The organism is Variovorax sp. WDL1, assembly GCF_001541225.1.
Classification (GTDB): Bacteria; Pseudomonadota; Gammaproteobacteria; order Burkholderiales; family Burkholderiaceae_C; genus Variovorax.
Genome location: NZ_LMTS01000073.1, coordinates 68,478 through 93,369, shown reverse-complemented (window position 1 = coordinate 93,369; position 24,892 = coordinate 68,478). Strand labels below are relative to the sequence as shown.

Genomic DNA, 24,892 nt, shown 5'->3' with positions numbered 1-24,892 from the left:
GGATGCGCCATCGGGCAGTCGGCGGAAGCCCCCCTGCTCAATTTCAGCTTGGTGCGCAGTCTCGATTCCTATCGTCATCAAGGCATGACGGCCGTTGTAAGGATTTGCCGTTCGGGCCGTTGCCCCAGGGCCCGTCTGTCGCACCACTACGCGGCGCCCTCAGCCGAGTCGGGTCCGCTCGGTGGAGCCACGGGCAGCGTGACATGGAACGCCGCTCCGCCGTCCCGTCCGGCGCTTTCCACCCGGATCGTTCCGCCGTGGCGCTCGACGATGTGCCGGGCGATGGACAGGCCGAGTCCCAGCCCCTGTGCATTCGCCTTGAGCTGCTTCGTGAATGGTTTGAAGACATGCGGGAGCAGCGCCTCGTCAATGCCGCTGCCCGTGTCGGTCACCGAGACGGCATACGCCTGGGCGTCGCGATACAGCTGCACTTCAATGTGCCCCGACGCCGGGGTGAACTTGACGGCGTTGGAAAGAAGATTCCAGAACACCTGCTGCAGACGATGCGCGTCGGCGATGATCGGCAACGGGCCGGCTTCATCCAGATCCGGAATTGCGATGTCGATCTGCTTGGCCTCGGCATGCGGCACCACCGCAGATACCGCTGCCTTGAGGATGTCGCGAAGCGACGTCAGGTGCATATCGATGCGCAACTGGCCGGTGCGGGTTCGCGCCGCCTCGATCAGGTCCTCGACCAGCCGCGCCTCGGTCTTCACGTGGTGCTTCATGTTGACCAGGGAGGCCCTGATCGCTTCAGGATCGGCGAGCGCACCACGGAGCAGGAGCTCGATTCGTGTTCCGAGCACGGACAACGGCGTTCGAAGCTCGTGCGACACGCTGGCAAGAAACACCTCTCGCAATCGACTGAGCTCCTGGAGGTGTTCGACGGCTTCCGCGTGGCGAAGCGTCGATTCGATCATCGTCTCTAGCAGCTCGGTGTAGACGGTCATGCGCCCGTCGGTGACCGGCGATTCCAGGCGCGCCTGCGCCCAAAGCCGTGTACCGTCGACGCCGAGCTGGCGGCCGATGCGTTCGCATCCCAGCGGCGTTCCGAACGTGGCGAACGCCCATCCGTAGACGATCGCTCCACGCACCTGGCCCCCCATCGACAGCGGGACTGCCCGCAAGCGCAGCTCGTCGCATACGCCGGCATGCGCGGCGGCGCCGGTTTCGATGACCTGCGCGGCGAGGTCTCTTTCAATCCTGGCCCCGAGGCGGTCCTCGTTCCACACGCCTGAGTTCACCAGGAGCCGTGCAACCTTGGAGGAGGCCAGGGGCCCTGCCTGCCTTGCAAGGTCGTGGTCGTAGGCGCAGACGCAGAGTTCGGTTGCTGCAGCGAAGCGTGCCAGCGCATGACGCCAGCCTTCCCAGTCCAACCCCGTCGGACGACCGTCGGAGTCGGCCATGTCGTTCACGGGGCCGTCTCGGGTGGGAGTTCCGGCGAGTCCGGCAGCGCCTTGCCGTGCGCGACGGCGTCCTCGATCACAGGGCTCTTGCGCGAGGGCGAGCGCGCGAGGAGCCCGTAGTAGGAGGAGAACGGCAACTGCGGCACGGATGTCGTGTCGTCCCCCTCGACCACCGATTCATCGAGCAAGGAAATGCCGCCTGGGCCTATCACGTACTCGCGGGTCGTCTGGATGTTCTTGCTCCCGCGCACCTTGGGTACCGCGATCGCGCGGCGCAGGCGCGTGGAGATCTCCACATAGCTCAGCAGGATGATGTTGTCGACCAGGTGCGATCCCTTGAGCTCCTCGCTGATCTGCGAGACGCCCAGTAGTTCGGGGCTCTCGTAGTTGAAGAACGCCGTCGCAAGCCGTCCCTTGACGAAATCCGCCAGTGCATAGAGAAAGTCGGAGGCCTGGTCGGCACTTGCCATCTCGTACACGGCCACCGAGTCGAAAACGACGCAGTCGATGCCTTCCTTCTCCACCAGCTTCGCCACCCGGTCGAAGTGCACGTCGAGCTCCAGCTCCAGGGGCGATTCATAGTGGATGAAAAGCGAGCCTTGGCGCACCAGGCCTTCGAGGTCGAAGCCCAGGCTCGCCGCGTTGCGGATCAGCTGGCGTGGATGCTCATCCAGCGTCACCAGCAGCGCCCGCCGCCCGGCCTGAATCGCCGACGTCAGGAACTGGACACCCAGAACCGTCTTGCCGGTGCCGGAGATGCCGGTGACCATGGTGATCGAGCCCTCGTAGAGTCCTCCGTCCATGATCAGGTCCAGCGCGGCGCAGCCCGCGGACACGCGGTTGCTCGACGTGGGCTGGTCCTCGTCGACCTTGGGGCGTGACTGGGCACGCCGATACACCAGGATGCCCCCGCCGGATTCGATGCGCATCGCGTGGCTTCCGCTGATGAAATCCTGGCCGCGCGACTTGACCACCGACAGCGTCCGATGGACCCGCCGGCGCACCTCGGTGCGGGTCAGCGAAATGATGGTGTCGAAGATGAAGCGCTCGTGCGCATGGGCCTCCACCTTCGTGTCCGCGCGCTCCGCGGTGACAAGCGTCGTGACGCCGAGCCGGGTGAGTCCGTCGATGAGCAGGTGGACATCCTCGCGAAACGGCTTGTCGTTGGCCTCGGCGTACAGCCGCAGCGGCGTCAGGCCATCGATCATCAGCCTGCGCGCGCCGATGGCCGCCAGCTCGGCGGTGAATGCGCCTTCCGACGAACGGAATTCATTGAGCAGCACGGCCGGCGAGGTCTGGATGATCTTGACCTTGCGCTCATCGATGAGACGCTGCAGATCCCAGCTGAACCCCCTGGCGTCGCGCAACAGCTTCTCGGCGTCGAGCTCGAAGGAGACGATCACGCCGGGTTCGTCGTAAAGGGCTGCGCCCGCATGGATGAAAGCCAGGCCAAGGGTTGTCTTCCCGGCGCCCGGCGCACCTTCGACCAGGATGTTGTTGTTGCGCTGGACGCCGCCCAGAAGCACCTCGTCCAGCCCTGGAATGCCGGTACGCACGGGGTCTTGCATCATCTCTGGTAGCCCTTTGGGTTGTTGCTCGGGGAGCCGGACTTTACTCCGCGCGGCCCACTGTACGGCGCCTGCCCGCATGTGAAAAGACATACCCGAAGGATGCTGGCGCATCTCTCCCTGCAGCGGTCCTGCAGGGGCACGAACTTGGCCGACGCGCGCAGCTACCGGATGATCGTGGCCACCGAGATGGATGGCGCCCCGCTCGCGCTCGGCGGGCTGGGGCCGTTGTGGGCGGTCTACGAGGCCGACACGCTGCCTGCGTTCAAGGACAAGCCGCTCAAGGAACGCTTCGCGCTGTGCCCCTGGGGGCTGTACAGCGTCGAGGTCACGCGCGGCTGAAACCGCCGCCGTTCATTGGCGTACCTTCGCCCTCGGAACAACCTTGCGGCTCAGGTGCCGCGTCTCCGCGCTGACCCTAGTGGTCATCCCGGCTCGCGGCTCCCATAATCCGCCCACCCTGAAACCGGGGCGCCACCACCGGTGAGCGCGAACAACAACCTTCTACAAGGAACCGAACCATGGCAAGACGTCTTTCCTGGCCGCTGCGGGCCGCGGTGATCTGCCTGCCTCTGGCCGTTGTGGCATGTACGGCGATGAAGTCGGGCGGGCCGGGGAGCGGGGGCATGAGTTTCTTCGTGAGCAGCGTCGGTGCCGGCAAGGGGGCCGACCTGGGTGGGCTCGCCGGGGCCGACCGGCATTGCCAGTCGCTCGCGGCGGCGGCGGGGGCGGGCGGCAAGACATGGCGCGCCTACCTGAGCACGCAGGCCCGGGACGGCGTGCCCACGGTCAATGCGCGCGACCGGATCGGCAAGGGCCCCTGGTACAACGCCAAAGGTGAGCTGATCGCGCGCGATGTCGAGCAGCTGCACGCGGCCAACAACATCACCAAGCAGACGGCGCTCAACGAGAAGGGCCTGATCGTGGAGGGGCGCGGCGATACGCCGACCCGCCACGACATCCTGACGGGCTCGCGCACTGACGGCACGGCCTTCTCGCCGAACGACACCGACATGACCTGCGGGAACTGGACGCGCAACGGCCCTGAAGGCGTCGCGATCGTGGGCCATCACGATCGCGTGGGCCCCACGACGGACCCGTGGTCCACGTCATGGAACTCCTCGCACCAGACGCGCGGCGGCTGCACCCAGCAGGCATTGCGCGGGACCGGGGGCGACGGGTTGCTCTACTGCTTCGCCACCAACTAGCCGCTTCGACCGGCGGCCTTCTTTCCGCCAGCCGCCGGCGCTTCCTGCGGGTTTCTTTCCAGGGCGGCTACTTGCCGCCTGCCTGGTTGCCGTGCTGCGTGCCCGTCGGGTCGGCGAGCTGAACCGTTCGCCCCTTCTGCCATGCGTCCGCGCCATCGGCGATGGGCGGCGCGGGTATGTCCTCCCGCTGCTTCTTCTTGTCCGCACTGGCAGTGCCGAAGCGCTTGTCACGCTCGCCGACCATCGCGGCATCCGCCTGGCCGTCCGCGGTAAAGCCCATCATCACCTGCGGGATGCCGGTGGGCAGCTGCTTGTGCTGGTCGGTGTGCCAGGTGTGAAAGGTCTTTCCGTAGGTGCCGACCAGCTTCTTCATCAGCGCATGCTCGGCAGCGTCCGGGATGCCCGGCGCGATCAGCTGGCCGGATTTCACTTCATGGACGTGGCTGTGCCACAGCGCCTTCTCCTGCTCCGGCAGTGTCTTGAACAGGCGTTCGCTCACGATGTACTCGACGCCCATGAGCTTCGCATCCTTGACGTTGCCGTCGTAGATCACGCACTGGATCAACTCCTCGTTGAGGATCGCGCAGTAGTGGTGCGCCTCCATCTGCATGTGAGGGCTGCCGTTGTAGAAATGGAAGCCGTCCAGGTAGGCATTGATGGCTTCGATGGGCGGCTTGTCCTGCAGCGCCGCCGCACCGCCCTCGAGGACGCGGGTGCTGGCTTCCTTGGCGGCGCCGGGCGAAGACGCCTCGGAAGCCGTGTTGCTGCCGCCGCACGACGCCAGGACCGCGCAGGCCGCGAGCAGCGCGGTGGCGATCGGCGCGCGCATCGCGCTGGAATGTCCGGGCATGGCAACTCCTTTCCTTGAGTGGGTGCGATCTCGGCGAGTGTGTCCAAGGGTGGCGGACGTCTTGACGGCGCAGGCGGGTTCTTGTTGCAGGACACGGCGGGCAGGCCGTCGGCGCTTTTCGCCACGCTGCGCGCGGGCGCGCGCCCACGCCCGGTCTCACCCGGCTTTGGCTGGCGATCGAGAGGCCTGCCCTGGTGACTTCCGGCTGGCAATGGGCTGCACGAAATCGGGTTGGAAGCAGCGGCGGCTCCCGTCGGCGAACTCGATCGTGATCGACAGCGCATCCGCACTCACTACGCTGCCCTCGCCGTAGCGCTTGACCCTGACCGTCTGGCGAGCGACGAAGGCCGGTGGCGGCAGCCGGGGCCGTGCCGGGTGCCGGAGCTTCGGCCCCTCGCCGCGCGCCGCGCCCGCCGTGGCCTGGGCCGCTTCGTGCTGCGCAATGCGTCGGCAGTTGTCGCAGTGGCCGCAGCGCTCCTGCGGCGCCTCTTCTTCCAGGTAGGCGAGCAGCACCTGCCAGCGGCACTGCCCGGTCTGGGCGTAGAACACCATGCGCTCCAGCGTCGCGTGGTCCTGCTCGCGCTTGCGGCGGTAGGCAGCCAGCAGTTCATGCACTCGGGCGGCGGCGAGGTCGGCGCGCAGCAGTCGAACGCGGCCTTCGCGATCCACGCCCACGAGGCGCCGGTTGCGCAGCAGGCTGACCGCCGCCTTCAGCTTGTTCTGCGGCAGCCCGGTGCTGTCCTTCAGGTCCGGCAGCGTGTGGCCGCTCGTGTGCGGCGGCTCCCGTTCCAGTGCCTGCAGGAGCGCGTCGAGCTCCTCTTCCGTGGGATAACGCCCCATCAGGAAGAACTGCTGCAGCGCCCGGTCGCGCCGCAGGAAGAGCAGCGTGCAGGCCGAAGGCGCGCCGTCGCGCCCCGCGCGGCCCGACTCCTGGTAGTAGGCGTCCAGGCCGGAGGGCATCTGGTAGTGCAGGACGAACCGGATGTCGGCCTTGTCGATTCCCATGCCGAACGCATTGGTCGCCACCATCACGCGCAGGCGATCGGCCATGAAGGCGTCCTGTGCCTCGCGCCGTTCGGCCGCACTGCGCCGGCCGTGATACAGGCCCACCGATTCGCCTTGCGAGCGCAGGGCCTCGTACACCGCTTCCGCTGCCTTCACGGTCGCGGTGTAGACGATGCCGCTGCCCTTCGCCCCGCCCACCAGCGCGAGCGTGCGCCGCAGTCTTTCTTCCTCGCGTGCATGCTGTTCCACCGCGAAGTGCAGGTTGGGCCGGTAAGTGCCCGTGTCGATCCAGCCGGACCGGGGAATGCCCAGCTTCTCCATGATGTCGGCCGCGACCTCGCTGTTCGCCGTCGCCGTGAGCGCCAGCACGGGCGGATTGCCGATCTCCTTGGCGACCGTGCCGATGCCCAGGAATGCCGGCCGGAAATCGTGCCCCCACTGCGAGATGCAATGCGCCTCGTCGACCACCAGCAGCGAGATCTCGCGTTCCCGCAGCAGTGCCGCGAAGCCGGCGTCGGCAAGCCTCTCGGGCGTGGCGAACACGAGGCGCGCCGAGCCGTCGCGAACGGCCTCCTCCCCCGAGCGGATCTCGTCGGCTTCCACGTGGCTGTTGAACTGCACCGCCGGAATGCCCAGCGACAGCAGCTTCTCGCATTGGTCCTTCATGAGCGCGATCAGCGGCGAGACCACCACCGTGCACCCCTCCAGCAGCAGCGCCGGGAGCTGGTAGCACAGCGACTTGCCCGCGCCCGTGGGCATCACCGCGAGCGTGGAACGGCCGTCCAGCACGCGCTCGATCACCTGCCGCTGGCCGGGGCGCAAGGCCTGCAGTCCGAAGACGGTGCGCAGTGTGCGCTGCAGCCGGCGTTCCGGAATGGGCATGACGGATCTCCTGTGTCTTTCGGGTGCGGGCGATCAGACATGAGCAGCCCCGGCCCGGCAAGTAGGACGACAGAGGTTTCGCGCAGCGGCGCCCCCCGCGCCACGGATGAGCTGTCGGCGAGTGACGCGCTCCTGCCGCTTCCGCTTTATCGACATTTCTCCGCGGCGCGCTCCTACGCAAGTGCCGATTGCGTCGCCACAAGCTTTGCTTCCCCGCAACCACCCCACCATGGAGCCAAGATGCCCACCACCACCAAACGCGCAGAGCCCGATGCCTGCAGCCTGCTCGACACCGACCACCGCAACGTCAAGAAGATGTTCAAGGAGTACGAGACGCTGACCAGTTCGAAGGCGGCCAGCGCGTCCCAGAAGAAGCGCGAGCTCGCCAACGAGATCTGCATGGAGCTGACCGTGCACGCGCAGATCGAGGAAGAGATCTTCTATCCGGCGCTGCGAGAGGCCATCAAGGAAACCGACCTGCTCGACGAAGCCGAGGTCGAGCATGCGAGCGCCAAGGACCTGATCGGGCAGATCCAGGAAGCGACCGAGGTCGACGACAAGTTCGACGCCAAGGTCACGGTGCTCGGCGAGTACATCGACCACCATGTGAAGGAAGAGCGCAACGAGATCTTCGTCAAGGCGCGCGCAGCCCGCGGGCTCGACCTGGTCGCGATGCGCGAGCAGCTGGAGGCGCGCAAGGAAGAGCTGATGGGCGAGCTCACCGGCGCGGCCGCCTGACCCATTTTTTCCCGACGTGGTTGGCGGTGGCCTGGCCACCGCCTTTTTTGCGCAAGCAACGGAGCACGCCATGAACAACCTGGTTTCCCGTTTGTTGCCCACCGCGACGAACATGATTCGCCTGGACCACACGCACGTGATGTCCACGTTCCACCAATACAAGGCCAGTGCGCCGCCCCGCGTGAAGAAGGGCCTCGCCTCCACCATCTGCACCGCGCTGGAAGTCCATGCCAGCCTCGAGGAAGAGATCTTCTACCCGGCGGTGCGCGAGGTCGCGGAGGATGAGCTCATCCGCGAGAGCATGGCCGAGCACCAGGAGATGAAGCGGCTCATCGGGATGCTGCGCCGGATGGAGCCGGAGGCCGTCGATTACGACGAGACCGTGATGGCGCTGATGCGCGAGGTGCTGCATCACGTGGCCGACGAGGAGACGATCGTGCTGCCCGCGGCCGAGCGCCTGCTGGGCGACCGCCTCGGCGAACTGGGCGCACGCATGACCAAGCGCCGCGTGCAGCTCGTCGCGCCACGAAGCGGCGAGATCGCGCTCGACATGGGCCGCGCGGTCTCGGGCAACACGGCGGCGCTGTCGATCGCCGGGCTCGCGGCGCTCGGCCTGTTGTGGGCCAGCCGGTCCGGGCGCGTGCGGCGCCACCTGCCGCGCATGAAGACCCTCCATCGGTGACCTGACCGTGGAACCGTGGTGGCCATCGGGCGGCGCATCGCTGCATCTGCGCCCGCGCGGCCGGCTGCCCCTGCGGCGTTGGCTGGGCATGGCCATCGTCCTGGCGGGCCTCGTCATCCTCGCCCACGAGGCGTTCGACGCATTGGCACGCGGAGACGCGCGCATCCAGGGGGCGCTGCTCGGCGGATCCATTGCCGCGCTGGCGACGGCCCTCGGCACTTTGCCGGTGCTGCTGTCGCAGAAGTTCTCGCAGCGCAGCTACGACACCATGCTCGGTTTCGGCGCCGGCGTGATGCTGGCGGCGAGTTCCTTCTCCCTGGTGATCCCGGGCCTGGCAGCGGCCAAGGCGCAGGGGGCCAGTGCGTGGGGCGCGGGAGGCATCGTCGGCGGCGGCATCGTGCTGGGTGCACTGCTGCTGCTGGCCATCGACCGGGCCGTGCCGCACGAGCATTTCGTGAAGGGGCTCGAAGGCCCGCAGGCGCGCACCCTGCGGCGCGTCTGGCTGTTCGTCCTGGCGATCGTGCTGCACAACCTGCCCGAAGGCCTCGCCATCGGCGTCGCCTTTGCCGGCACCGATCCGGTCGGCGCTGCCGCCCTTGCTACCGGCATCTCCATCCAGGACGTGCCGGAAGGCATGGTCGTGGCGCTGGCGCTGCGCGGCGTTGGCTACGGGCGGCTCGCCTCGGTGGGGCTGGGCATCGTATCCGGCCTGGTGGAGCCGGTGGCGGCAGTGTTCGGGGCGGTGCTCATCAGCGTCTCCGCCGGCATGCTCCCCTGGGGATTGGCGATGGCGGCAGGCGCGATGCTGTACGTGATCAGCCACGAGGTCATTCCCGAATCGCACCGGCAGGGGCACGAGGCCTCCGCCACCGGCGGGCTCGTCCTGGGCTTCGTCGTCATGATGGTGCTGGACACCGCGCTGGGCTGATCAGCGCTCCGATCGGATGCAACTCGACTGGATCCAATGGCCTGCATTCGCCGCGTCCGTGGCGGCCGCCTACCTGGTGGCGTCCAACACCCGCACACGACGCAACGCCGGCTTCTGGATCTTCCTGGTCAGCAACGTCCTCTGGATCGCGTGGGGAATCCCCAGTCGCGCATGGGCATTGATCGCGCTTCAGGTCTGTCTCGCGGTGCTCAACATCCGAGGGTTGCGCAAGACCGAGCCGTGAGCAGCAGGCCGCCGCGCAGGGCCCTGCATACCCCTCAGGGCTTCTTCACAGGCGGCGCCTGATCGGTCTGCGTGGTGCGGTTGGTCGAGCCGTCGCCCGGATGCCGACCCGTGAGCCCGCCGGCAGTCCCGACGCCGGGCGTGCGCAGGTGACCTTCCCGGACGGCCTTGGGAGTGGAACTCTCCGCGCCTTCCACGCGCCGCTCTTCCGGCCGGCCCGCATCGCGCTTGCGCGTGGCGGGCGGCTTCGCGCTGTTGCCTTCCGCGCTCAGGGGCGCGGTCCCCTTCGGGTTGCCGGTCGGCTGGGCCATGGCCGGGCCGACCGCTGCCGCCAGGGCCCAAAGGCCCCAGTGCAGATTGGCGTTTCGGCGAAAGCAGGAACTCAAGGACTTGTTCATGGCGACTCCCGATGGTGCGACCCAGACACCCTGGGTTCATTGCCTTCCATGTTCGATATCCGCCCGTCCCCGGGACCCGGCATCGGTCCTTTCTGCTTGTAGTCCAACGCTACATCGCGTCGCGCAGCCGGTAATACAGCATCCCCAGCACCAGCGCCGGCGTTCGCAGCAGGGCTCCTCCAGGGAATGCGCGATGCCGCAGCCGCGCGAACAGGTCGAAGCGTTCCACCTGTCCCGCAATCGCCTCGGCGGCCAGCTTGCCCGCCATGCCTGCCATCGCGACGCCATGCCCCGAGAAGCCCTGCAGGTAGTAGATGTTGGAGTGCAGCCGGCCGAAGTCGGGCGCCTTGTTCATCGTGATGTCGACGAAGCCGCCCCAAGCATGCTCGATCCGCAGGTCGGCGAGCTGGGGGAACACGCCGAGCATGCCGTCGCGCATCTTGTCGATCAGGCGGCGGGGCGTCTTTCCGCTGTAGCTGTCGCCGGAGCCGAACAGCAGCCGGTCGTCGGCACTCAGGCGGAAATAGTCGAGCACGAAGTTGGTGTCCGAAGCGGCGGCCCGGCTCTGCATGAGCGCGTCGGCGCGGCTGCGGCCCATCGGCTCCGTCGCGATCATGTAGGTGCCCACCGGCATGATGCGCGACGACACCTCCGGCGCGACGTCGTCGCCGTACTCCGCGAGGTACACGTTGCCGGCCAGCAGCACGAAGTCGCAATGCACCTCGCCCTGCGCGGTGCGCACCACCGGCCGGCTGCCGCGCTCGACCCTCTGCACCGCCGAGTTCTCGTGGAACCGCACGCCTGCGGCACGTGCGGCGGCGGCGAGGCCCAGGCAGTACTTCAAGGGATGCAGATGGCCGGAGCCGGCATCGAAGGCACCGGAATCGAATCGGCCGCTGGCCAGCCAGCCACCGAGGTCGCTGCCTTCGATCCATTGCAGCGGCCAGCCGTAGACCTGCATGACGTGATCCATCCAGGCCCGCAATGCGCGCGACTTCGCCGGCTTGACCGCCAGGCTGAGATAGCCGTCTCGCCAGTCGCACTCGATGCCGTGGCCGGCGATGCGCTCGCGCAGCAGGCGCAGGCCATCGACCGAAACCTCCCACGCGCGCCGTGCATCCTCGCGCGAGAACTGCTTCTCGATGGCCGCTTCGCCGTCCGAGCCGAAGCCGACGATCACCTGTCCGCCGTTCCGGCCCGAAGCGCCCCATCCGATGCGCTGCGCTTCCAGCAGCGTCACCGCGTAGCCGCGCGCGGCCAGCTCCAGCGCGGCCGACACGCCCGCGTAGCCGCCGCCCACCACGCACACGTCGGCCGAGGCGACGTGCGCCAGCGGCTGCGCGGGTGGCGGGCGCTCCACGCTCGCCTCGTAGTAGGAGTTCTCGACAACGCCGAGTTCCTTGCGCAACAGCAATTCAGCTCACCCGGAAATTGAGGAACTGCCACGGGTCCCCGGGGTCCTTGTCTTCGTCGAAGAGCGGGCTGCGGTCCTTCAGCGGCGTCCAGTCGCCCCAGACGCCGACCACCTCGCCGAGGTAGGGCAGGGCCGCTTCCAGCACCGTGCGGTGGTCGAGATCGTCGGGCTCGACCAGGCCCGCATCCGGGTAGCGCAGGGCCCACGCCATGCCGCCCAGGATGCCCGCCACCACCTGCAGGGTGGTGGCGTTGTTGCAGGGAGCGAGGGCGCGCGCCTGGTCGATGGTGAGCCGCGAGCCGAACCAGTACACCCCGCGCGGGTGGCCCATCAGCAGCACGCCCAGCTCGTCCATGCCTTCGACGATCTCGTCTCGCACGATGCGGTGCCGGTGCTGCTGCTGCCAGTTCTTTCCGGCCAGCTCGTGCAGCGACAGCACGGCGTCGTCGCAAGGGTGATAGGCGTAGTGCACGGTGGGGCGGTAGACCACCTCCCCGTCCTTGCGCAGGCTCAGGTGGTCCGCGATCGAGATCGACTCGGCATGCGTCACCAGGAAGCCGTGGTAGGGGCCCTCCAGCGGCGTCCAGCTGCGCACCCGGGTCGCCAGGCCCGGGCGCCGAAGGTAGATGGCGGCGTCGCTGCCGAAGCCGTGCCGTTCGGCATCCGCCGGCCAGTGCCGCTCGTGGGTGCCCCAGCCGAGCTCCGCGGGCTGCAGGCCCTCGTCGACGAAGCCCTCGACCGACCAGGTGTTGACGAATTCGGCACGCTGCTTGCGCTGTTTCGCCGTCTGCGTGTCGCGCTCGGCGATGTGGATGACCTTGATCTCCAGCTTCTGCGCCAGCGCCGCCCATTCCTCGTAGCTCGCCGGCACCTCGTCGAGCTGCATCCGGTTGTCCGCCGCCATGTTGAGCAGGGCCTGCTTCACCAGCGCCGAGACGAGGCCCGGATTGGCGCCCTGCGTCACCACCGCCGTCGGGCCGTTGCGCTTGTCCAGCCGGTAGGCCAGCAGTTCCTCTCGCAGGCTGTAGTTGGAGCGCCGCGACAGCGGCAGGGAGGGGTCGTCATAGCGCCCGCCCCACGGCTCGTTGCAGGTGTCGAGGTAGAGGACGCCATGTTGCCGGCACAGCCTGATCAGTGCGAGGCTCGACACGTCGACCGAAAGGTTGAGCAGAAAGCCGCCCTCGACCAGCAGCGGCTCGAGCACTGCGGCATGGTTGCCCTCTTCGAGCTTCGAGACGATCACCTCCACGCCGTACTCGGCAGCGACGCCGCTCTCGTCCTCCCGGGTCTTGACGATCTTCACCTCGGACGGGTCGAGCTCGAAGTGCCGCATCAGCAGGGGAAGCACTGCCTGGCCCATGGCGCCGAAGCCGATCATGAGCAGCCCCTTCAACCGTGTCTTCGAATTGCTTCTGGCCATCGTTTGCTGGAAAGATGTACTGCACGATTTACACGCAAAGCCGGCGGAGTTGCCTTGCCCGATCAGTCGTTGCCCTGCAGCTGCCGCTGGTCGATCAGCTCGCGTGCCTTGCGGGCCAGCGCCTGCATCGCGCTGCTGCCGTCACGGTGGCGTGCCGACAGCATGACCCGGCAAACGAACCTCGACTGCTCGAAGAGATCCGCATGCCCGGAGACGATCCCCTCCGAACTGCCGCCATCCAACTCCACCTTGACCTTCCACCCCTGGTAGTCGAAGTCGTGCAAGGCCTTGTTGATCGCTCCCTGGTCGACCGGCGCCAATTTCCTGTCCGCGCTCGTCATGCCAATCCTCCGGATTTCGGCGGCGGCACGATGCCGACTGTCCGATCCAGGAGGAAGTGGCAAGCTCCATGCCCGCCCTCGCAGCCTCGTTCAGGCGCCGCCGATGCCGACCGTCACGTGCCCGGTGCCGCCGCAGTCGGGGCAGGACTCGCCGCCGGAAACGCGTCAGCTGCCACCGCAGCGGCGGCAGATTGCTTCGCCGGTTCCCGGCGTGCCGGGAGGTGCCTCGTCGCCGGCCTGCGGCGTCGCGGGTTCGACCGCGGCGCCCGGGTCTTCCTCGCCGGCGACCGACGAACCGTTCTCGTCCGGCGGTGGCACGGCCTGCTGTTGCTGTTGCTGTTGCTGGGCTTGCTTGTGCTGCTGTTCCATGTCACCTCCTGAAGTCGGTGGAGCCATGGGTGCAACATCTTCCGCCGGCGTGCTTCGCAGCGCGAGCGCAGAAGCCGTGACGGAGTCGGACATTTTCCTGCGCGCTGGCGTCGCAACCGACGTGGAGGCGAGCGCCGCGCGCAAGGCCTCCTCGTAGCGTGCGGCGGCGGCTTGCATCGGTGGGTCTGCGGCAGCGGTTGCCGCCATGGCTTCATGGCAGCGGCCGAGCTCGAAGGCGAGATAGCACAGCCGGCTGAAGCGCAGCAGCGCCGGGTCCGGCGCGCGGCCGCAGCGCGCGACCAGCCGCGCCACCTCCTCGCTGGAAAGCTCGAACTCCACCGCGGCCCCGGCGATGTCCCAGGCCAGGTCCTGGCAGCCCACCAGGTCATGCGCCGCATGGTGGTCCACTGCGTCCGTCTTGAGGATGAGCGTGCCCGCCGCGAGCCATTCCCACGAATGCAGCCGGTTGTCGGTCTCGATGCGACAGAGCGCACGCGACAGGCGCTCCAGTTCCGGCTCCCACGAGTCCCATGCCGCGGCAAGCTCAGCGCCCAGCGCGGCCTGCGTATTGAAGCGACCCATCTCCCAAAGACCGCGTACAGAGGCGCCGGCGCTCTCGGCAGCCGGGAACGAACGCGCGCGGAAGCCCAGGTAGTCGCCGATGCGATCGACCAGCCGGGAGCGCAGCTCTCCGGCCGGGCGAGCCGGCAGCGGCAGAAGGTCGTCACGCCAGCGCTCGACCATGAAGCCGTGGCACAGCCCCACGGGCGGGTTCACGAAGCCGGCCGCGGCCAAGGCCTTCGCGCGCGGGTACTTGCGTTCCCCTTCCCGGCCGAGGCCGATGAACTTCACCAGCCAGCGGCCGTTCGCGGTCTCTGCGAGGAACTTGCGGCGCTCCCAGGCGGGATGCACCGGCGGCGCTTCGCCGGCGGGCCGGCTCTGCAGTCCGCGCCAACGTCCACCCGAGATGTCCTGCAGCGGCGCCCGCAGCGGCCCGACCAGCGGGGCGATCCAGTTCTCCAGGCGATGCGACGATCGCTTCGAACGCAGGATCGAATGTTCGAAGCTCGCCGCATGCACCTGTGCGCGGCGCCACACCGCGAGCACATCCGGGCTCGCCATCGCGCCGGGCCCGTTCGCATGACCGACGAAGAAATGGAGGCGCCCGGACGCGGCGCCCGCGTCGAGGAGCCATCGCCCCACCGCCGCCATCGAAGAGCCCGAGAGCCCGGGCCCTTCGTCCACCACCGCGAATGCCGCCGCATGCATGTCGATCGCCCTCGCGTCCGATGCCAACTGCCGTGCGAACGGATGCCCGCTCGGCCGCAAGGTCCTCGGACATGCAGTGCCGAGGCCTGCCGCGACCATGGCTGCCAGGCTGGTGCCGATGCTTCGGATGCCGAACACCTGCGACGACGGCGCGTGCAGGTGCCGCGCCGCATCCAGGTAGCTCTCGGGATAGAGGGCGTAGTAGGCATAGCCCTCGGGCCGCTTCAGTTCGATCGGCTCCTGCGGCAAGCGGTCCGCGCAAGCGGCAAGCGCGGCGGCCGGCACGCAGCCGTCATGTTCGAAATCGCTGTCCCACGAGAGCGCGCAGCACTCGGCCAGCGCGTGCACGAGCGACATCGCCGCATCCGCGCTGACGTGCCGTGCATCTGCCAGCCCCTGTGCGAACTCGCCGGCTTCGATCAACGCACCGACGAGGCGTGCGTGCCGCGCAAGTCCTGACGGCAGCAGCGCGAGTTCCCGCAGGCTGCGCCGCAGGCGGGCGAGTACGGCGCCAGCGTCTTCATGGCGCACCGCGTCTGCATAGATGAGCATCAGGTCTTCACGAAAAGCAGACTAGCGCCTTCGAATGCAACGCGCTGCGAGCGGCAGCTCATCAATAGGGTCAACCGCGCCGAAGGGCTTCGTCCGGTATCTCGCCATCGAAAACTCTGCTAGGTTTTTCTGCACCTCAACCCTCCACTTCGACTTCAACTTCAGCGAGCACACGCCATGCGCATCTACAACGCCCAACGCCGCATCCTCGTCACCGGCGGTGCCGGCTTCCTCGGCAGCCATCTTTGCGAGAAGCTGATCGCCGAGGGCCACGAGGTCTTGTGCGTCGACAACTTCTTCACCGGAACCAAGCGCAACATCGAGCACTTGCTGGAGCATCCGCGCTTCGAGCTCATGCGCCACGACGTCACCTTCCCGCTGTACGTCGAGGTCGACCAGATCTACAACCTTGCCTGCCCCGCGTCGCCCGTGCACTACCAGCATGATCCGGTGCAGACCACCAAGACCAGCGTGCATGGCGCGATCAACATGCTCGGCCTGGCCAAGCGCCTGCATGCGCGCATCCTGCAGGCCTCCACCAGCGAGGTCTATGGCGATCCGGACATCCATCCGCAGCCCGAGGGCTACTGGGGCCGCGTCAACCCCATCGGCATCCGCAGCTGCTACGACGAAGGCAAGCGCTGCGCCGAGACGCTGTTCTTCGACTACCACCGCCAGCACGCGGTGGACATCCGCGTGGCGCGCATCTTCAACACCTACGGCCCGCGCATGCATCCCAACGACGGCCGCGTGGTGTCGAACTTCATCGTTCAGGCGCTGCGCGGGGAGCCCATCACCGTCTATGGCGAGGGCAGCCAGACGCGCAGCTTCTGCTTCGTCGACGACCTGATCGACGGGCTGCACCGCTTCATGGAATCGGAGACCGCGGGCATCGGCCCCATGAACATCGGCAACCCAGGCGAGTTCACCATCCGCGAGCTGGCCGAGCTCGTGATCCGCCTGACCGGCTCGCGCTCGAAGCTCAGCTTCGCCCCGCTGCCCTCGGACGACCCGCTGCAGCGTCAGCCGCGCATCGAGCTCGCGCGCGATGCGCTCGGCTGGCAGCCTCGCATCCAGCTCGAGGAAGGGCTGACGAAGACCATCGCCTACTTCGATCGCCTGCTCGGCGAAACCGCTGCGATGCAGGCGACTGCCGCGAGCGCGCCGCAGCACCTTGCGCCCGCTGCGGCGACTGTCGCCAAGCATCTCAAGCCGAGGGCGAAGGCGCGTCGCGCGGCGCAGGCTTGAGAAACGGCTGCGCCAAGGGCTGCGCCACGCTGCGCAGGCCCGGCGCATAGCGCCGCACCATCCGCGCGCAGAACTCCGCGTACTCGCCGGCCACCAGCGGCGGGCTCGTGTGGTGCGCTGCCACGCCCCGGTGCTCGGGCGTGAAGCAGAAGGTCAGCGTCACGTCGAAGTCCTCGAGCGCCCGCATCTGCCGGTCGAACCAGCGGTCCGCGCCGGCGCGGCAGCTGTCGGCCCAGCTCAGGCCGGTGCGCAGGCGCCGCACGCCGAGCCGCCGCAGCCATCGCACCGCGTCGTCGAGCCGATGGTCCTCGAAATGGAACCACTGGCAGATGCCCATCTCGGGCGTGTAGGCCTCGAACTGGCGGCAGGCCAGCTTGGGCGAGCCGTCCTCGCGCAGCAAGCCCATGTGGAAGTGCCGGTAGTAGCTCGACCCTTCGGCCTCGCGGTGCCGCGTCGTGGCCGGCCACGCCTTCGGCAGGTCGTAGAGCGAGTACCAGTGGATCCGCGGCACGCGACCGAGCAGCAGCTCGGCCGTGCGCCGCAGGCCGAACTCCTGCACCTCCTCGGCGCCGAAGGTGGAGATGCCCACCTCCGTGACCCACACCGGCAAGGGCGTCACCGCCTCGATCTCGGCGATGCGCGCGGGCCACTCGCCGATCTGCCAGTGGTTCCAGTCGAGCGGGAAGCCATGCACCGCCACCGCATCGAGTCCGTCGAGCGCGCCCTGGTCGCGCAGCCGCTGCATGAAGAAGGGATCGATCGGCGAGATGCCGCCAAGCACCTGCACCAGCTCGGCGTTCTCCGCGCGCACCGCCGCCGAGGCCTCCTTGACCATCGCGCAATAGGCGCTCCACTCCGGATCGAGTTCGAGGTCCCAGTGCGACTTGTTGTTGGGCTCGTTCCAGAACTTGACGGCTTCGATCATGTCTGCCTGCTCTTGCTTTCGGGCGCCACCGCCGCTTCGGCGTCGGCCCCTGCCGGTCGCGCGGGCGCGAGCGCCTCGGCATCGCCGCGGATGAAGGCTTCCACGAGCTCGCGTGCCTCGTCGTCGGTGAACTGCTGCGGCGGCGACTTCATGAAGTAGCTGGCCGGCGCCAGCACCGGCCCGCCGATACCGCGGTCGAGTGCCAGCTTGGCGCAGCGCACCGCGTCGATCACCACGCCTGCAGAGTTCGGCGAGTCCCAGACCTCGAGCTTGATCTCGCAGTTGAGCGGCACGTCGCCGAAGGTGGTGCCCTCCATGCGGATGTAGCACCACTTGCGGTCCGTGAGCCAGGGCACATGATCGCTCGGCCCCACGTGCACGTCCTCGGTCTTCATCGGATGGCCGAGCTGGCTGGTCACCGCCTGCGTCTTCGAGATCTTCTTCGAGACCAGGCGCTCGCGCTCCAGCATGTTGAGGAAGTCGGTGTTGCCTCCGAAGTTGAGCTGGTAGGTGCGGTCGAGCTGCACGCCGCGCTTTCGGAACAGGTCGGTGAGGATGCGGTGCACGATGGTCGCGCCCACCTGCGACTTGATGTCGTCGCCGATCACCGGCAGGCCGCGTTCGGCAAAGCGCTGCTGCCAATGGCGAGACGATGCGATGAAGACCGGCACGCAGTTCACGAAGGCGCAGCCTGCCTCGAGCACCTGCTCGGCATACCACTCGGTGGCCTTGGTCGATCCCACCGGCAGGTACGAGACCACCACGTCCGTGCCGCTGTCCTTGAGGACCTGCGCGACGTTCACCGGCTTGGCACGTGCCTGCGGCACGACGTCGCGCAGGTACTTGCCGATGCCGTCGAGCGTGGGGCCGCGCTGCACCTCGATGCCGAGCTGCGGCACCTGTGCAAAGCGGATCGTGTTGTTGGGCGCCTGCAGGATCGCCTCGCCCAGGTCGAGCCCCACCTTGCCCGCATGCACGTCGAAGGCCGCGCTGAACTCGATGTCGCACGGACGGTAGCCCGCGAGATCGACGTGCATCAAGCCGGGCACGAACGCAGTGCCCGAGGCATCGCTGTAGAAGTGGACGCCCTGCACCAGCGACGAAGCGCAGTTGCCGACGCCGATGATCGCGACGCGAATCTTGTTCATGGATCGATGACCTCTCTGCTCTGTGTTGATGCAAGCCTCCATCATCTGCGCGCATGCCGCATACCCCAGCTCAGCAGTGGCGTAACGGAGCTTTGTTCCTACACCTGCGTCAGTTGCATCGCACAGATGCCGCGATGTCTGCACAACACGCTCGGTCCCCAGCAGCGGTCGACTGCTCTCATGCCCGACCGGTCCGTCAACTCGACAACAACAGGGACTTCCATGTCGCAGCTCGCACTCATAACCGGAGGGGCCGGCTTCATCGGCTCTCATCTCGCGGACGAACTTCTTGCGCGCAATCTTCGCGTGCGCGTCCTCGACAACCTCGCCTCGCAGGTCCACGGCAGCGATGCCCGAAGGCCCGACTACCTCGACCCCGATGTGGAGCTGATGCATGGCGACGTGTGCGACCCGGCGGCGGTGCGCAGCGCGCTGCGCGGCGTCGATGCCGTCTTCCACTTCGCCTCCGCGGTCGGCGTCGGGCAGAGCATGTACGAGGTGATGCACTACACGCGCACCAACAACCTCGGTACCGCAGTGCTGCTCGAGGCCTTGATCGAGAAGCCGGTCGCGCAGCTGATCGTCGCCTCCAGCATGAGCCTCTACGGAGAAGGCCTGTATCGCACGGTTCGCGGCGAGACGCGCGTCGTGGGCGAGCGTTCGCTCGACCAGCTGCGCCGCGCCGAGTGGGAATGGCGCGACGAGGGAGGCGCCCCGCTCCTGCCCGCGCCGACGCCCGAGACCAAGGTGCCCGCGCTGGCCTCGGTGTACGCGCTCTCCAAGTTCGACCAGGAGCGCATGTGCCTGATGATTGCCCGCGCCTACGGGATGAAGGCGGTCGCGCTGCGCTTCTTCAATGCCTACGGCCCGCGGCAGGCACTGTCGAATCCCTACACCGGCGTGCTGGCGATCTTCGCCTCGCGCCTGCTGAACGACAGCGCGCCCCGGATCTTCGAGGACGGATGGCAGCAGCGTGATTTCGTCAGCGTCTACGACATCGCCCGTGCCTGCCGTCTTGCGCTGGAGACGCCGGCAGCGGCGGGCGAGGTCTTCAACATCGGCAGCGGCGAAGCCTGCACCGTGCGCGAGATCGCGCAGCGCCTGGCCGCGGTCACCGGCAAGGAGCATCTGCAGCCGGAGATCACGGGCAAGTACCGCGTGGGGGACATCCGCCACTGCTTCGCGGACATCTCGAAGGCGCGCGAGATGCTCGGCTACACGCCGCAGGTGAAGCTCGACGACGGCCTGGCCGAGCTGGCGGCCTGGCTCGAAGGGCAGGCCGCCGTCGACCGCGTGGCGCAGGCGAGCGCCGAACTCGATGCGCGGGGGCTCGCGATATGACGCGGGTCAATGGAAGCAAGGTCAGGGTCCTCCATGGCGGTGCGACCCGCGAAGGGCTCACGCTCATCACCGGCGGCGCGGGCTTCGTCGGCGCGAACCTCGCACACCGCCTGCTGTCCGAGAAGCAGCCGGTGCTCGTGCTCGACAACCTCTCGCGAGCCGGCGTCGAGCGCAACCTGGCCTGGCTGCGCGACACCCATCGCGAAGGGCTGGAGATCGCCGTCGCCGACGTGCGCGACGCGCAGGCGGTGGAGCGTGCCGTCGCGCGTGCGCGCCGCGTGTTCCACTTCGCGGCGCAGGTCGCGGTGACCACCAGCCTGGTCGATCCGCGCGAGGACTTCTCGGTCAATGCGCAGGGCACGCTCAACGTGCTGGAGGCCGCGCGCGCGCAGCGCGTGCCGCCCTCGGTGATCATGACCTCGACCAACAAGGTCTACGGCGGCCTGGAGGATATCGCGCTGGAACTGCGCGGGCAGCGCTACGCACCGGTGTCGCAGGAGCTCGCCGCGCATGGCATCCCGGAGACGCGGCCGCTCGACTTCCACAGCCCCTATGGCTGCTCGAAGGGCACCGCCGACCAGTACGTGCACGATTACGCGCGCAGCTTCGGCCTGGAGACGGTGGTCTTCCGGATGAGCTGCATCTACGGGCGGCACCAGTTCGGCACCGAAGACCAGGGCTGGGTCGCGCACTTCCTGCTGCGCGCGCTGGACCGCTTGCCGATCACGATCTACGGCGACGGCAGGCAGGTGCGCGACATCCTCTTCGTCGACGACCTCGTCGAGGCCTTTCTCCTGGCCGACAGGCACGTCGGGCGGCTCTCGGGCCAGGCCTTCAACATCGGCGGCGGCCCGGGCAACGTCATCAGCCTGCTGGACCTGCTCCAGCACATCGAGCGGCTCGACGGCACCCGGCCGCGGACCGAGGCGGGCGGCTGGCGCACCGGCGACCAGCGCTACTACGTCTCGGACATCCGGCGCTTCCGGGAGGCCACGGGCTGGGCGCCGCGGATCGGCGCTGCCGAAGGCATCGAGCGGCTCTACGGCTGGCTGCGCGAGACGCGCGAAGCCGTGCCCGCAAGCCTTGCGGCCGAAGACCGTACCGGCTGGGAACCCCGATGCTTGCCGGCGTCATAAGCGCGCCGCGCGAAGCCATGCTGGCGCGCGTCGAGCGGCCCGCACCCGGACCCGGCCAGGTGCTGCTGCGCCTCGAAGGCTCGGGCGTGTGCGCATCGAGCCTGCCCTTGTGGGAGGGCCGCTCGTGGTTCGACTATCCGCAGGCGGCAGGGGCGCCCGGACACGAAGGCTGGGGCCGCATCGCGGCGGTCGGCGAGGGCGTGCAGGGCTTGCGCAAGGGCATGCGGGTCGCCGCGCTGAGCTACCGCGCGCATGCCGAGTACGACGTTGCGGATGCCCAGGCCGTGGTGCCGATTCCGCCCGAGCTCGACCATGCCGTCATGCCGGGCGAGCCGCTCGGTTGCGCGGTGAACATCATCCGCCGCAGCGGCATCGAGGCAGGCCAGACGGTGGCCATCGTCGGCATCGGCTTCCTCGGAGCCCTGCTCACGCGACTGGCCGCGAACGCCGGTGCGCGTGTGATCGCCATCTCGCGCCGGCCCTTTGCGCTGGAGGTGGCGCGCGGAGCCGGCGCCGCCGAGACCATCCTCATGGACGAGCACGCCCGCATCCTCCAGGAGGCGAAGCGGCTCACCGAAGGCCGCTGGTGCGAACGCGTCATCGAAGCCGTCGGGCTGCAGTGGCCGCTGGACCTCGCCGGCGAGCTCACGGGCGAGCGCGGGCGGCTCGTGATCGCGGGCTATCACCAGGACGGCGTGCGGCAGGTCAACCTGCAGCTGTGGAACTGGCGCGGCATCGACGTGGTCAACGCGCACGAGCGCGACCCGGCCCGCTACGTCGAAGGGATTCGCGCCGCCATCGACCTGATGGCCGCGGGCGTGCTCGACCCCGCCCCGCTGATCACGCATCGCCTCCCGCTCGACCGGCTCGGCGAAGCGCTGGAGCTCACGCGCAATCGGCCCGACGGATTTCTCAAGGCCGTGGTCACCAGCACCTGACATCGACGCAGGAGGAAACGAAGTGGGCGAAGTGAGCGAACTGATGGTCGAGAGCGCACCGGCGAGCCCTGCCGTCGTCCCGTCCGCTGGCAAGCGCACGCCGCGCCTGGGCTTCCTCGGCGTCGGCTGGATCGGCCGGCACCGCATGGAGGCCATCGCCGCTGCCGGCGCGGCCGAGGTCGCCGCGCTGTGCGATGCCGGGCCGGAGGCGCTCGGCGCCGCGATGGCGGCGCATCCGCAGGCGGCGCCCGCATCGTCTTTCGATGCGCTGCTCGACGAGGCGCTCGATGGCATCGTGATCGCGACGCCGAGCGCCCTGCATGCGCAGCAGGCCGAAGCCGCGCTGGCCCGCGGCCTGGCGGTCTTCTGCCAGAAGCCCCTGGGCCGCACCGCCGGCGAGAGCGCCCGCGTGATCGATGCGGCGCGCAAGGCCGGACTGCTGCTGGGAGTCGACCTGTCGTACAGGCACACCGCCGCGATGCGCTGCGTGCGCGAACTGGTGGCCGGCGGCGGCATCGGCGAGGTGTACGCGATCGACCTGGTCTTCCACAACGCCTATGGTCCCGACAAGCCGTGGTTCCGCGATCCGCTGCGCTCGGGCGGCGGCTGCGTCATCGACCTGGGCATTCATCTCGTGGACCTGGCGCTCTGGACGCTCGGCTTCCCGCGCGTGCTCGAGGTGCAGAGCACGCTCTGGTCGCAGGGCCGCCGCATCGGCCCCCGGCCGTCGGTGGTGGAAGACCACGCCGTGGCGCAACTCGAACTGGGCGGCGGCGCGCTCGCGCGGCTCGCCTGCTCGTGGAACCTGCACGCCGGCTGCGATGCCGTCATCGAGGCGAGCTTCCATGGCACGCGCGGCGGCGCGCGCCTGCGCAACCTGCGCGGCTCGTTCTACGACTTCGTGGCCGAGCGCCTGGACGGCACGCGGGCCACGCTGCTGGCCGAACCCCCCGACGACTGGGGCGGTCGCGCCGCCGTGGACTGGGCGCGCCGCCTCGCGGCCGGCGCGGGCTTCGATCCCGAGGTGGCGCGGGTGGCCGAGGTGGCGGCGGTGCTGGATGCGATCTATGGCCGCTGAACGCCCGCGCCACGTCCTGATGACGGCCGACTGCGTGGGCGGCGTCTGGCCCCATGCGCTCGAGCTGGCGGCGGGGCTCGGCACGCTCGGCGTGCGCGTCACGCTGGCCAGCATGGGGGCGCGCCTCACTGCGGCGCAGCGGGCGCAGGCGGCGGGCATTCCGGCGCTCTCGCTGCACGAGAGCACATGGCGGCTCGAATGGATGGACGACCCCTGGGACGATGTCGCTGCCGCCGGCCGCTGGCTGCAGCAGCTCGACCATGCGCTGCGTCCCGACGTGGTGCACCTCAACCAGTTCGCCTTCGGCGCCTTGCGCTTCCAGGCACCGACGCTCGTGGTGGCGCATTCGTGCGTGCTGTCGTGGTGGCGCGCGGTGCGTGGCGGCAGCGCGCCGGCGAGCTTCGACCGCTACCGGCAGGCGGTGGCCGCGGGCCTGGCCGGCGCCGGCCTGGTCGCTGCGCCGACGCACGCCATGCTCGCCTCGCTGGCCGGGAACCACGGCCTTGCGCGGCCCGGCCTGGTGTTGCCCAACGGGCGCAGTCCCCTGGCCTACCGGCCTGCGGCCAAGCAGCCGATGGTGCTGTCGGCGGGGCGCCTCTGGGACGAGGCCAAGAACCTGGCCGCGCTCGAGGCCGTGGCCCCCGCGCTTCCCTGGCCGGTGCGCGTGGCCGGTTCAATGCGCAGCCCCGGCAGCCCCGGCGGCGGCATGCGCGAGACGCGCGGCGTGCAGCTGCTCGGCGAGCTCTCGCCTTCAGCGCTGGCGGCGCAGATGTCGCAGGCCGCGATCTATGCCTTGCCCGCGCGCTACGAACCCTTCGGCCAGAGCGCACTCGAGGCGGCGCTGTCGGGTTGCGCGCTGGTGCTCGGCGACATCGGCAGCCTGCGCGAGCTGTGGGGGCCGGCCGCGCTCTATGTGGCGCCCGACGATCACGACGCACTCCGGGATGCGCTTGTGCGCCTGATCGAGCAGCCGTCGCTGCGCGGCACGCTGGCCCGCAGCGCGCGCGCCCGCGCGCTGCGCTTCACGCCCGCGCGCATGGCGCATGCCTACCGCCGGGCCTACCGCCAACTGATCGCGGGCGCCCCGTCGCCGCGGGCGCCGCACCTGGAGGAGTTCTCATGCGCGTCGTGATCTTCTGCCACTCGCTCGTGTCCGACTGGAACCACGGCAATGCCCACTTCCTTCGCGGCGTCTGCAGCGAGCTCGCCGCGCGCGGCCATTCGGTCGCGGTCTACGAACCGCGGGACGCATGGAGCCGCATGAACCTGCAGGCCGAGCACGGCGAGCCCGCGCTCGCGGCCTTCGCCCGCGCCTACCCGGAGCTGCGCAGCCGCTTCTACGACGAGGCCACGCTCGACCTGGACGAGGCGCTGGACGGCGCCGACCTGGTGCTCATGCACGAGTGGAACTCGCATGCGCTGGTCCGGCGCGTCGGCCTGCACCGCCGCGCCAACCGGCACTACCGGCTGCTGTTCCACGACACGCACCACCGCAGCGTGACCGATGCGCCGGACATGGCACGCTACGACCTGTCGGACTACGACGGCGTGCTCGCTTTCGGCAACGTGATCCGCGACCTGTACCGCGCTCGCGGCTGGGCGCGCCAGGCATGGACCTGGCACGAGGCGGCAGACGTGCGCCGCTTCCACCCTATCGACGGCCTGGCCCGCGAGGGCGACCTGGTGTGGATCGGCAACTGGGGCGACGACGAGCGCGAGGCCGAGCTCGGCGAGTTCCTGCTGGAGCCGGTGCGGCAGCTGCAGCTGCGGGCTCGCATTCATGGCGTGCGCTATCCGGCGCATGC

At 68.9% G+C, this 24,892-nt stretch carries 22 protein-coding genes and 2 pseudogenes; 13 read left to right on the top strand and 11 right to left on the bottom strand.

Features of this window, described 5'->3' with window-relative positions:
- Positions 1 to 146: 146 nt before the first annotated feature.
- Both APY03_RS10435 and APY03_RS10430 read right to left on the bottom strand, forming a co-directional pair.
- Positions 147 to 1,406 (bottom strand): sensor histidine kinase, encoded by a 1,260-nt coding sequence (locus APY03_RS10435; RefSeq protein WP_232081350.1) that lies wholly within the window; start codon positions 1,404 to 1,406, stop codon positions 147 to 149.
- A gap of 5 nt (positions 1,407 to 1,411) precedes the next feature.
- Positions 1,412 to 2,974 (bottom strand): ATPase domain-containing protein, encoded by a 1,563-nt coding sequence (locus APY03_RS10430; RefSeq protein WP_232324222.1) that lies wholly within the window; start codon positions 2,972 to 2,974, stop codon positions 1,412 to 1,414.
- 147 nt (positions 2,975 to 3,121) lie between these two features.
- Here APY03_RS10430 and APY03_RS10425 point away from each other — a divergent pair.
- Positions 3,122 to 3,316, top strand: a pseudogene (locus APY03_RS10425) (molybdopterin-dependent oxidoreductase); the annotation flags it as partial.
- A gap of 179 nt (positions 3,317 to 3,495) precedes the next feature.
- The gene (locus APY03_RS10420; protein WP_068676487.1) at positions 3,496 to 4,182 is read left to right on the top strand and encodes a hypothetical protein; all 687 of its coding nucleotides are present in this window, start codon (positions 3,496 to 3,498) and stop codon (positions 4,180 to 4,182) included.
- 67 nt (positions 4,183 to 4,249) lie between these two features.
- Here APY03_RS10420 and APY03_RS10415 read toward each other — a convergent pair whose 3' ends face one another.
- Positions 4,250 to 5,032, bottom strand: a complete 783-nt coding sequence (locus APY03_RS10415) for an OBAP family protein (RefSeq protein WP_068676484.1) — start codon at positions 5,030 to 5,032, stop codon at positions 4,250 to 4,252.
- 156 nt (positions 5,033 to 5,188) lie between these two features.
- Positions 5,189 to 6,919, bottom strand: a complete 1,731-nt coding sequence (locus APY03_RS10410) for a RecQ family ATP-dependent DNA helicase (protein WP_068676482.1) — start codon at positions 6,917 to 6,919, stop codon at positions 5,189 to 5,191.
- Positions 6,920 to 7,159: 240 nt separating this feature from the next.
- Here APY03_RS10410 and APY03_RS10405 point away from each other — a divergent pair, with 240 nt between their 5' ends.
- From APY03_RS10405 to APY03_RS10390, 4 genes are all read left to right on the top strand, one after another.
- Entirely contained in the window at positions 7,160 to 7,657 is a 498-nt protein-coding gene (locus tag APY03_RS10405; protein ID WP_068676480.1) for a hemerythrin domain-containing protein, read from the top strand.
- Positions 7,658 to 7,727: 70 nt separating this feature from the next.
- On the top strand, positions 7,728 to 8,339 hold the full coding sequence (locus APY03_RS10400; protein ID WP_068676478.1) for a hemerythrin domain-containing protein: 612 nt from the start codon (positions 7,728 to 7,730) through the stop codon (positions 8,337 to 8,339).
- An 88-nt stretch (positions 8,340 to 8,427) separates the two neighbouring features.
- Positions 8,428 to 9,267 (top strand): ZIP family metal transporter, encoded by an 840-nt coding sequence (locus APY03_RS10395; RefSeq protein ID WP_174262828.1) that lies wholly within the window; start codon positions 8,428 to 8,430, stop codon positions 9,265 to 9,267.
- A gap of 16 nt (positions 9,268 to 9,283) precedes the next feature.
- The gene (locus APY03_RS10390) at positions 9,284 to 9,511 is read left to right on the top strand and encodes a hypothetical protein (RefSeq protein WP_068676476.1); all 228 of its coding nucleotides are present in this window, start codon (positions 9,284 to 9,286) and stop codon (positions 9,509 to 9,511) included.
- 34 nt (positions 9,512 to 9,545) lie between these two features.
- Here APY03_RS10390 and APY03_RS10385 read toward each other — a convergent pair whose 3' ends face one another.
- The 5 genes from APY03_RS10385 to APY03_RS43560 form a co-directional block, all read right to left on the bottom strand.
- Positions 9,546 to 9,908 carry a hypothetical protein gene (locus APY03_RS10385; RefSeq protein ID WP_068676474.1) on the bottom strand — a complete coding sequence of 121 codons (363 nt, stop codon included), beginning with the start codon at positions 9,906 to 9,908 and terminating at the stop codon, positions 9,546 to 9,548.
- A gap of 109 nt (positions 9,909 to 10,017) precedes the next feature.
- On the bottom strand, positions 10,018 to 11,322 hold the full coding sequence (locus APY03_RS10380; protein ID WP_083944264.1) for an NAD(P)/FAD-dependent oxidoreductase: 1,305 nt from the start codon (positions 11,320 to 11,322) through the stop codon (positions 10,018 to 10,020).
- Between the two features lies 1 nt (position 11,323).
- Complete coding sequence (locus tag APY03_RS10375) at positions 11,324 to 12,742, bottom strand: homospermidine synthase (protein WP_068676472.1); 1,419 nt, start codon at positions 12,740 to 12,742, stop codon at positions 11,324 to 11,326.
- 62 nt (positions 12,743 to 12,804) lie between these two features.
- Positions 12,805 to 13,083: a hypothetical protein gene (locus tag APY03_RS10370; RefSeq protein ID WP_068676470.1), complete on the bottom strand. Its 279-nt coding sequence runs from the start codon at positions 13,081 to 13,083 to the stop codon at positions 12,805 to 12,807.
- Between the two features lie 165 nt (positions 13,084 to 13,248).
- Complete coding sequence (locus APY03_RS43560; protein ID WP_068676468.1) at positions 13,249 to 15,273, bottom strand: hypothetical protein; 2,025 nt, start codon at positions 15,271 to 15,273, stop codon at positions 13,249 to 13,251.
- A 177-nt stretch (positions 15,274 to 15,450) separates the two neighbouring features.
- Here APY03_RS43560 and APY03_RS10360 point away from each other — a divergent pair, with 177 nt between their 5' ends.
- Positions 15,451 to 16,521: a UDP-glucuronic acid decarboxylase family protein gene (locus tag APY03_RS10360; RefSeq protein WP_083944263.1), complete on the top strand. Its 1,071-nt coding sequence runs from the start codon at positions 15,451 to 15,453 to the stop codon at positions 16,519 to 16,521.
- On the opposite strand, the gene APY03_RS10355 is transcribed toward APY03_RS10360, so the two are convergent.
- Complete coding sequence (locus APY03_RS10355; protein WP_068676466.1) at positions 16,481 to 17,446, bottom strand: glycosyl hydrolase; 966 nt, start codon at positions 17,444 to 17,446, stop codon at positions 16,481 to 16,483. The two genes, APY03_RS10360 and APY03_RS10355, sit on opposite strands and share 41 nt — an antisense overlap.
- Entirely contained in the window at positions 17,443 to 18,594 is a 1,152-nt protein-coding gene (locus APY03_RS10350; protein ID WP_068676464.1) for an inositol-3-phosphate synthase, read from the bottom strand. The genes APY03_RS10355 and APY03_RS10350 overlap by 4 nt, the downstream gene beginning before the upstream one ends.
- Before the next feature lie 222 nt (positions 18,595 to 18,816).
- Between APY03_RS10350 and APY03_RS10345 the strand changes: the two genes are divergently transcribed.
- The 6 genes and pseudogenes from APY03_RS10345 to APY03_RS43555 all read left to right on the top strand — a co-directional run.
- Positions 18,817 to 19,935 (top strand): NAD-dependent epimerase/dehydratase family protein, encoded by a 1,119-nt coding sequence (locus APY03_RS10345; protein ID WP_068676462.1) that lies wholly within the window; start codon positions 18,817 to 18,819, stop codon positions 19,933 to 19,935.
- Entirely contained in the window at positions 19,932 to 21,071 is a 1,140-nt protein-coding gene (locus tag APY03_RS10340; RefSeq protein WP_083944262.1) for an NAD-dependent epimerase/dehydratase family protein, read from the top strand. The genes APY03_RS10345 and APY03_RS10340 overlap by 4 nt, the downstream gene beginning before the upstream one ends.
- Positions 21,053 to 22,009 (top strand): MDR/zinc-dependent alcohol dehydrogenase-like family protein, encoded by a 957-nt coding sequence (locus APY03_RS10335; RefSeq protein ID WP_068676460.1) that lies wholly within the window; start codon positions 21,053 to 21,055, stop codon positions 22,007 to 22,009. The genes APY03_RS10340 and APY03_RS10335 overlap by 19 nt, the downstream gene beginning before the upstream one ends.
- 22 nt (positions 22,010 to 22,031) lie before the next feature.
- Positions 22,032 to 23,087 carry a Gfo/Idh/MocA family protein gene (locus APY03_RS10330; RefSeq protein ID WP_232081186.1) on the top strand — a complete coding sequence of 352 codons (1,056 nt, stop codon included), beginning with the start codon at positions 22,032 to 22,034 and terminating at the stop codon, positions 23,085 to 23,087.
- Positions 23,077 to 24,219, top strand: coding sequence for a glycosyltransferase family 4 protein (locus tag APY03_RS10325; protein ID WP_068676458.1), 1,143 nt, complete (start codon positions 23,077 to 23,079; stop codon positions 24,217 to 24,219). The genes APY03_RS10330 and APY03_RS10325 overlap by 11 nt, the downstream gene beginning before the upstream one ends.
- Positions 24,207 to 24,892 (top strand): annotated as a pseudogene (locus APY03_RS43555) (glycosyltransferase); the annotation flags it as partial. The gene APY03_RS10325 and the pseudogene APY03_RS43555, both read left to right, overlap by 13 nt.

Coding starts and splice junctions, on each gene's coding strand:
- APY03_RS10340 (WP_083944262.1), top strand. CDS start 19,932: ATGACGCGGGTCAATGGAAGCAAGGTCAGGGTCCTCCATGGCGGTGCG.
- APY03_RS10410 (WP_068676482.1), bottom strand. CDS start 6,919: ATGCCCATTCCGGAACGCCGGCTGCAGCGCACACTGCGCACCGTCTTC.
- APY03_RS10415 (WP_068676484.1), bottom strand. CDS start 5,032: ATGCCCGGACATTCCAGCGCGATGCGCGCGCCGATCGCCACCGCGCTG.
- APY03_RS10335 (WP_068676460.1), top strand. CDS start 21,053: ATGCTTGCCGGCGTCATAAGCGCGCCGCGCGAAGCCATGCTGGCGCGC.
- APY03_RS10420 (WP_068676487.1), top strand. CDS start 3,496: ATGGCAAGACGTCTTTCCTGGCCGCTGCGGGCCGCGGTGATCTGCCTG.
- APY03_RS10400 (WP_068676478.1), top strand. CDS start 7,728: ATGAACAACCTGGTTTCCCGTTTGTTGCCCACCGCGACGAACATGATT.
- APY03_RS10325 (WP_068676458.1), top strand. CDS start 23,077: ATGGCCGCTGAACGCCCGCGCCACGTCCTGATGACGGCCGACTGCGTG.
- APY03_RS10350 (WP_068676464.1), bottom strand. CDS start 18,594: ATGAACAAGATTCGCGTCGCGATCATCGGCGTCGGCAACTGCGCTTCG.
- APY03_RS10430 (WP_232324222.1), bottom strand. CDS start 2,974: ATGCAAGACCCCGTGCGTACCGGCATTCCAGGGCTGGACGAGGTGCTT.
- APY03_RS10370 (WP_068676470.1), bottom strand. CDS start 13,083: ATGACGAGCGCGGACAGGAAATTGGCGCCGGTCGACCAGGGAGCGATC.
- APY03_RS10390 (WP_068676476.1), top strand. CDS start 9,284: ATGCAACTCGACTGGATCCAATGGCCTGCATTCGCCGCGTCCGTGGCG.
- APY03_RS43560 (WP_068676468.1), bottom strand. CDS start 15,273: ATGCTCATCTATGCAGACGCGGTGCGCCATGAAGACGCTGGCGCCGTA.
- APY03_RS10385 (WP_068676474.1), bottom strand. CDS start 9,908: ATGAACAAGTCCTTGAGTTCCTGCTTTCGCCGAAACGCCAATCTGCAC.
- APY03_RS10405 (WP_068676480.1), top strand. CDS start 7,160: ATGCCCACCACCACCAAACGCGCAGAGCCCGATGCCTGCAGCCTGCTC.
- APY03_RS10345 (WP_068676462.1), top strand. CDS start 18,817: ATGTCGCAGCTCGCACTCATAACCGGAGGGGCCGGCTTCATCGGCTCT.
- APY03_RS10355 (WP_068676466.1), bottom strand. CDS start 17,446: ATGATCGAAGCCGTCAAGTTCTGGAACGAGCCCAACAACAAGTCGCAC.
- APY03_RS10395 (WP_174262828.1), top strand. CDS start 8,428: ATGGCCATCGTCCTGGCGGGCCTCGTCATCCTCGCCCACGAGGCGTTC.
- APY03_RS10435 (WP_232081350.1), bottom strand. CDS start 1,406: ATGGCCGACTCCGACGGTCGTCCGACGGGGTTGGACTGGGAAGGCTGG.
- APY03_RS10360 (WP_083944263.1), top strand. CDS start 15,451: ATGCGCATCTACAACGCCCAACGCCGCATCCTCGTCACCGGCGGTGCC.
- APY03_RS10375 (WP_068676472.1), bottom strand. CDS start 12,742: ATGGCCAGAAGCAATTCGAAGACACGGTTGAAGGGGCTGCTCATGATC.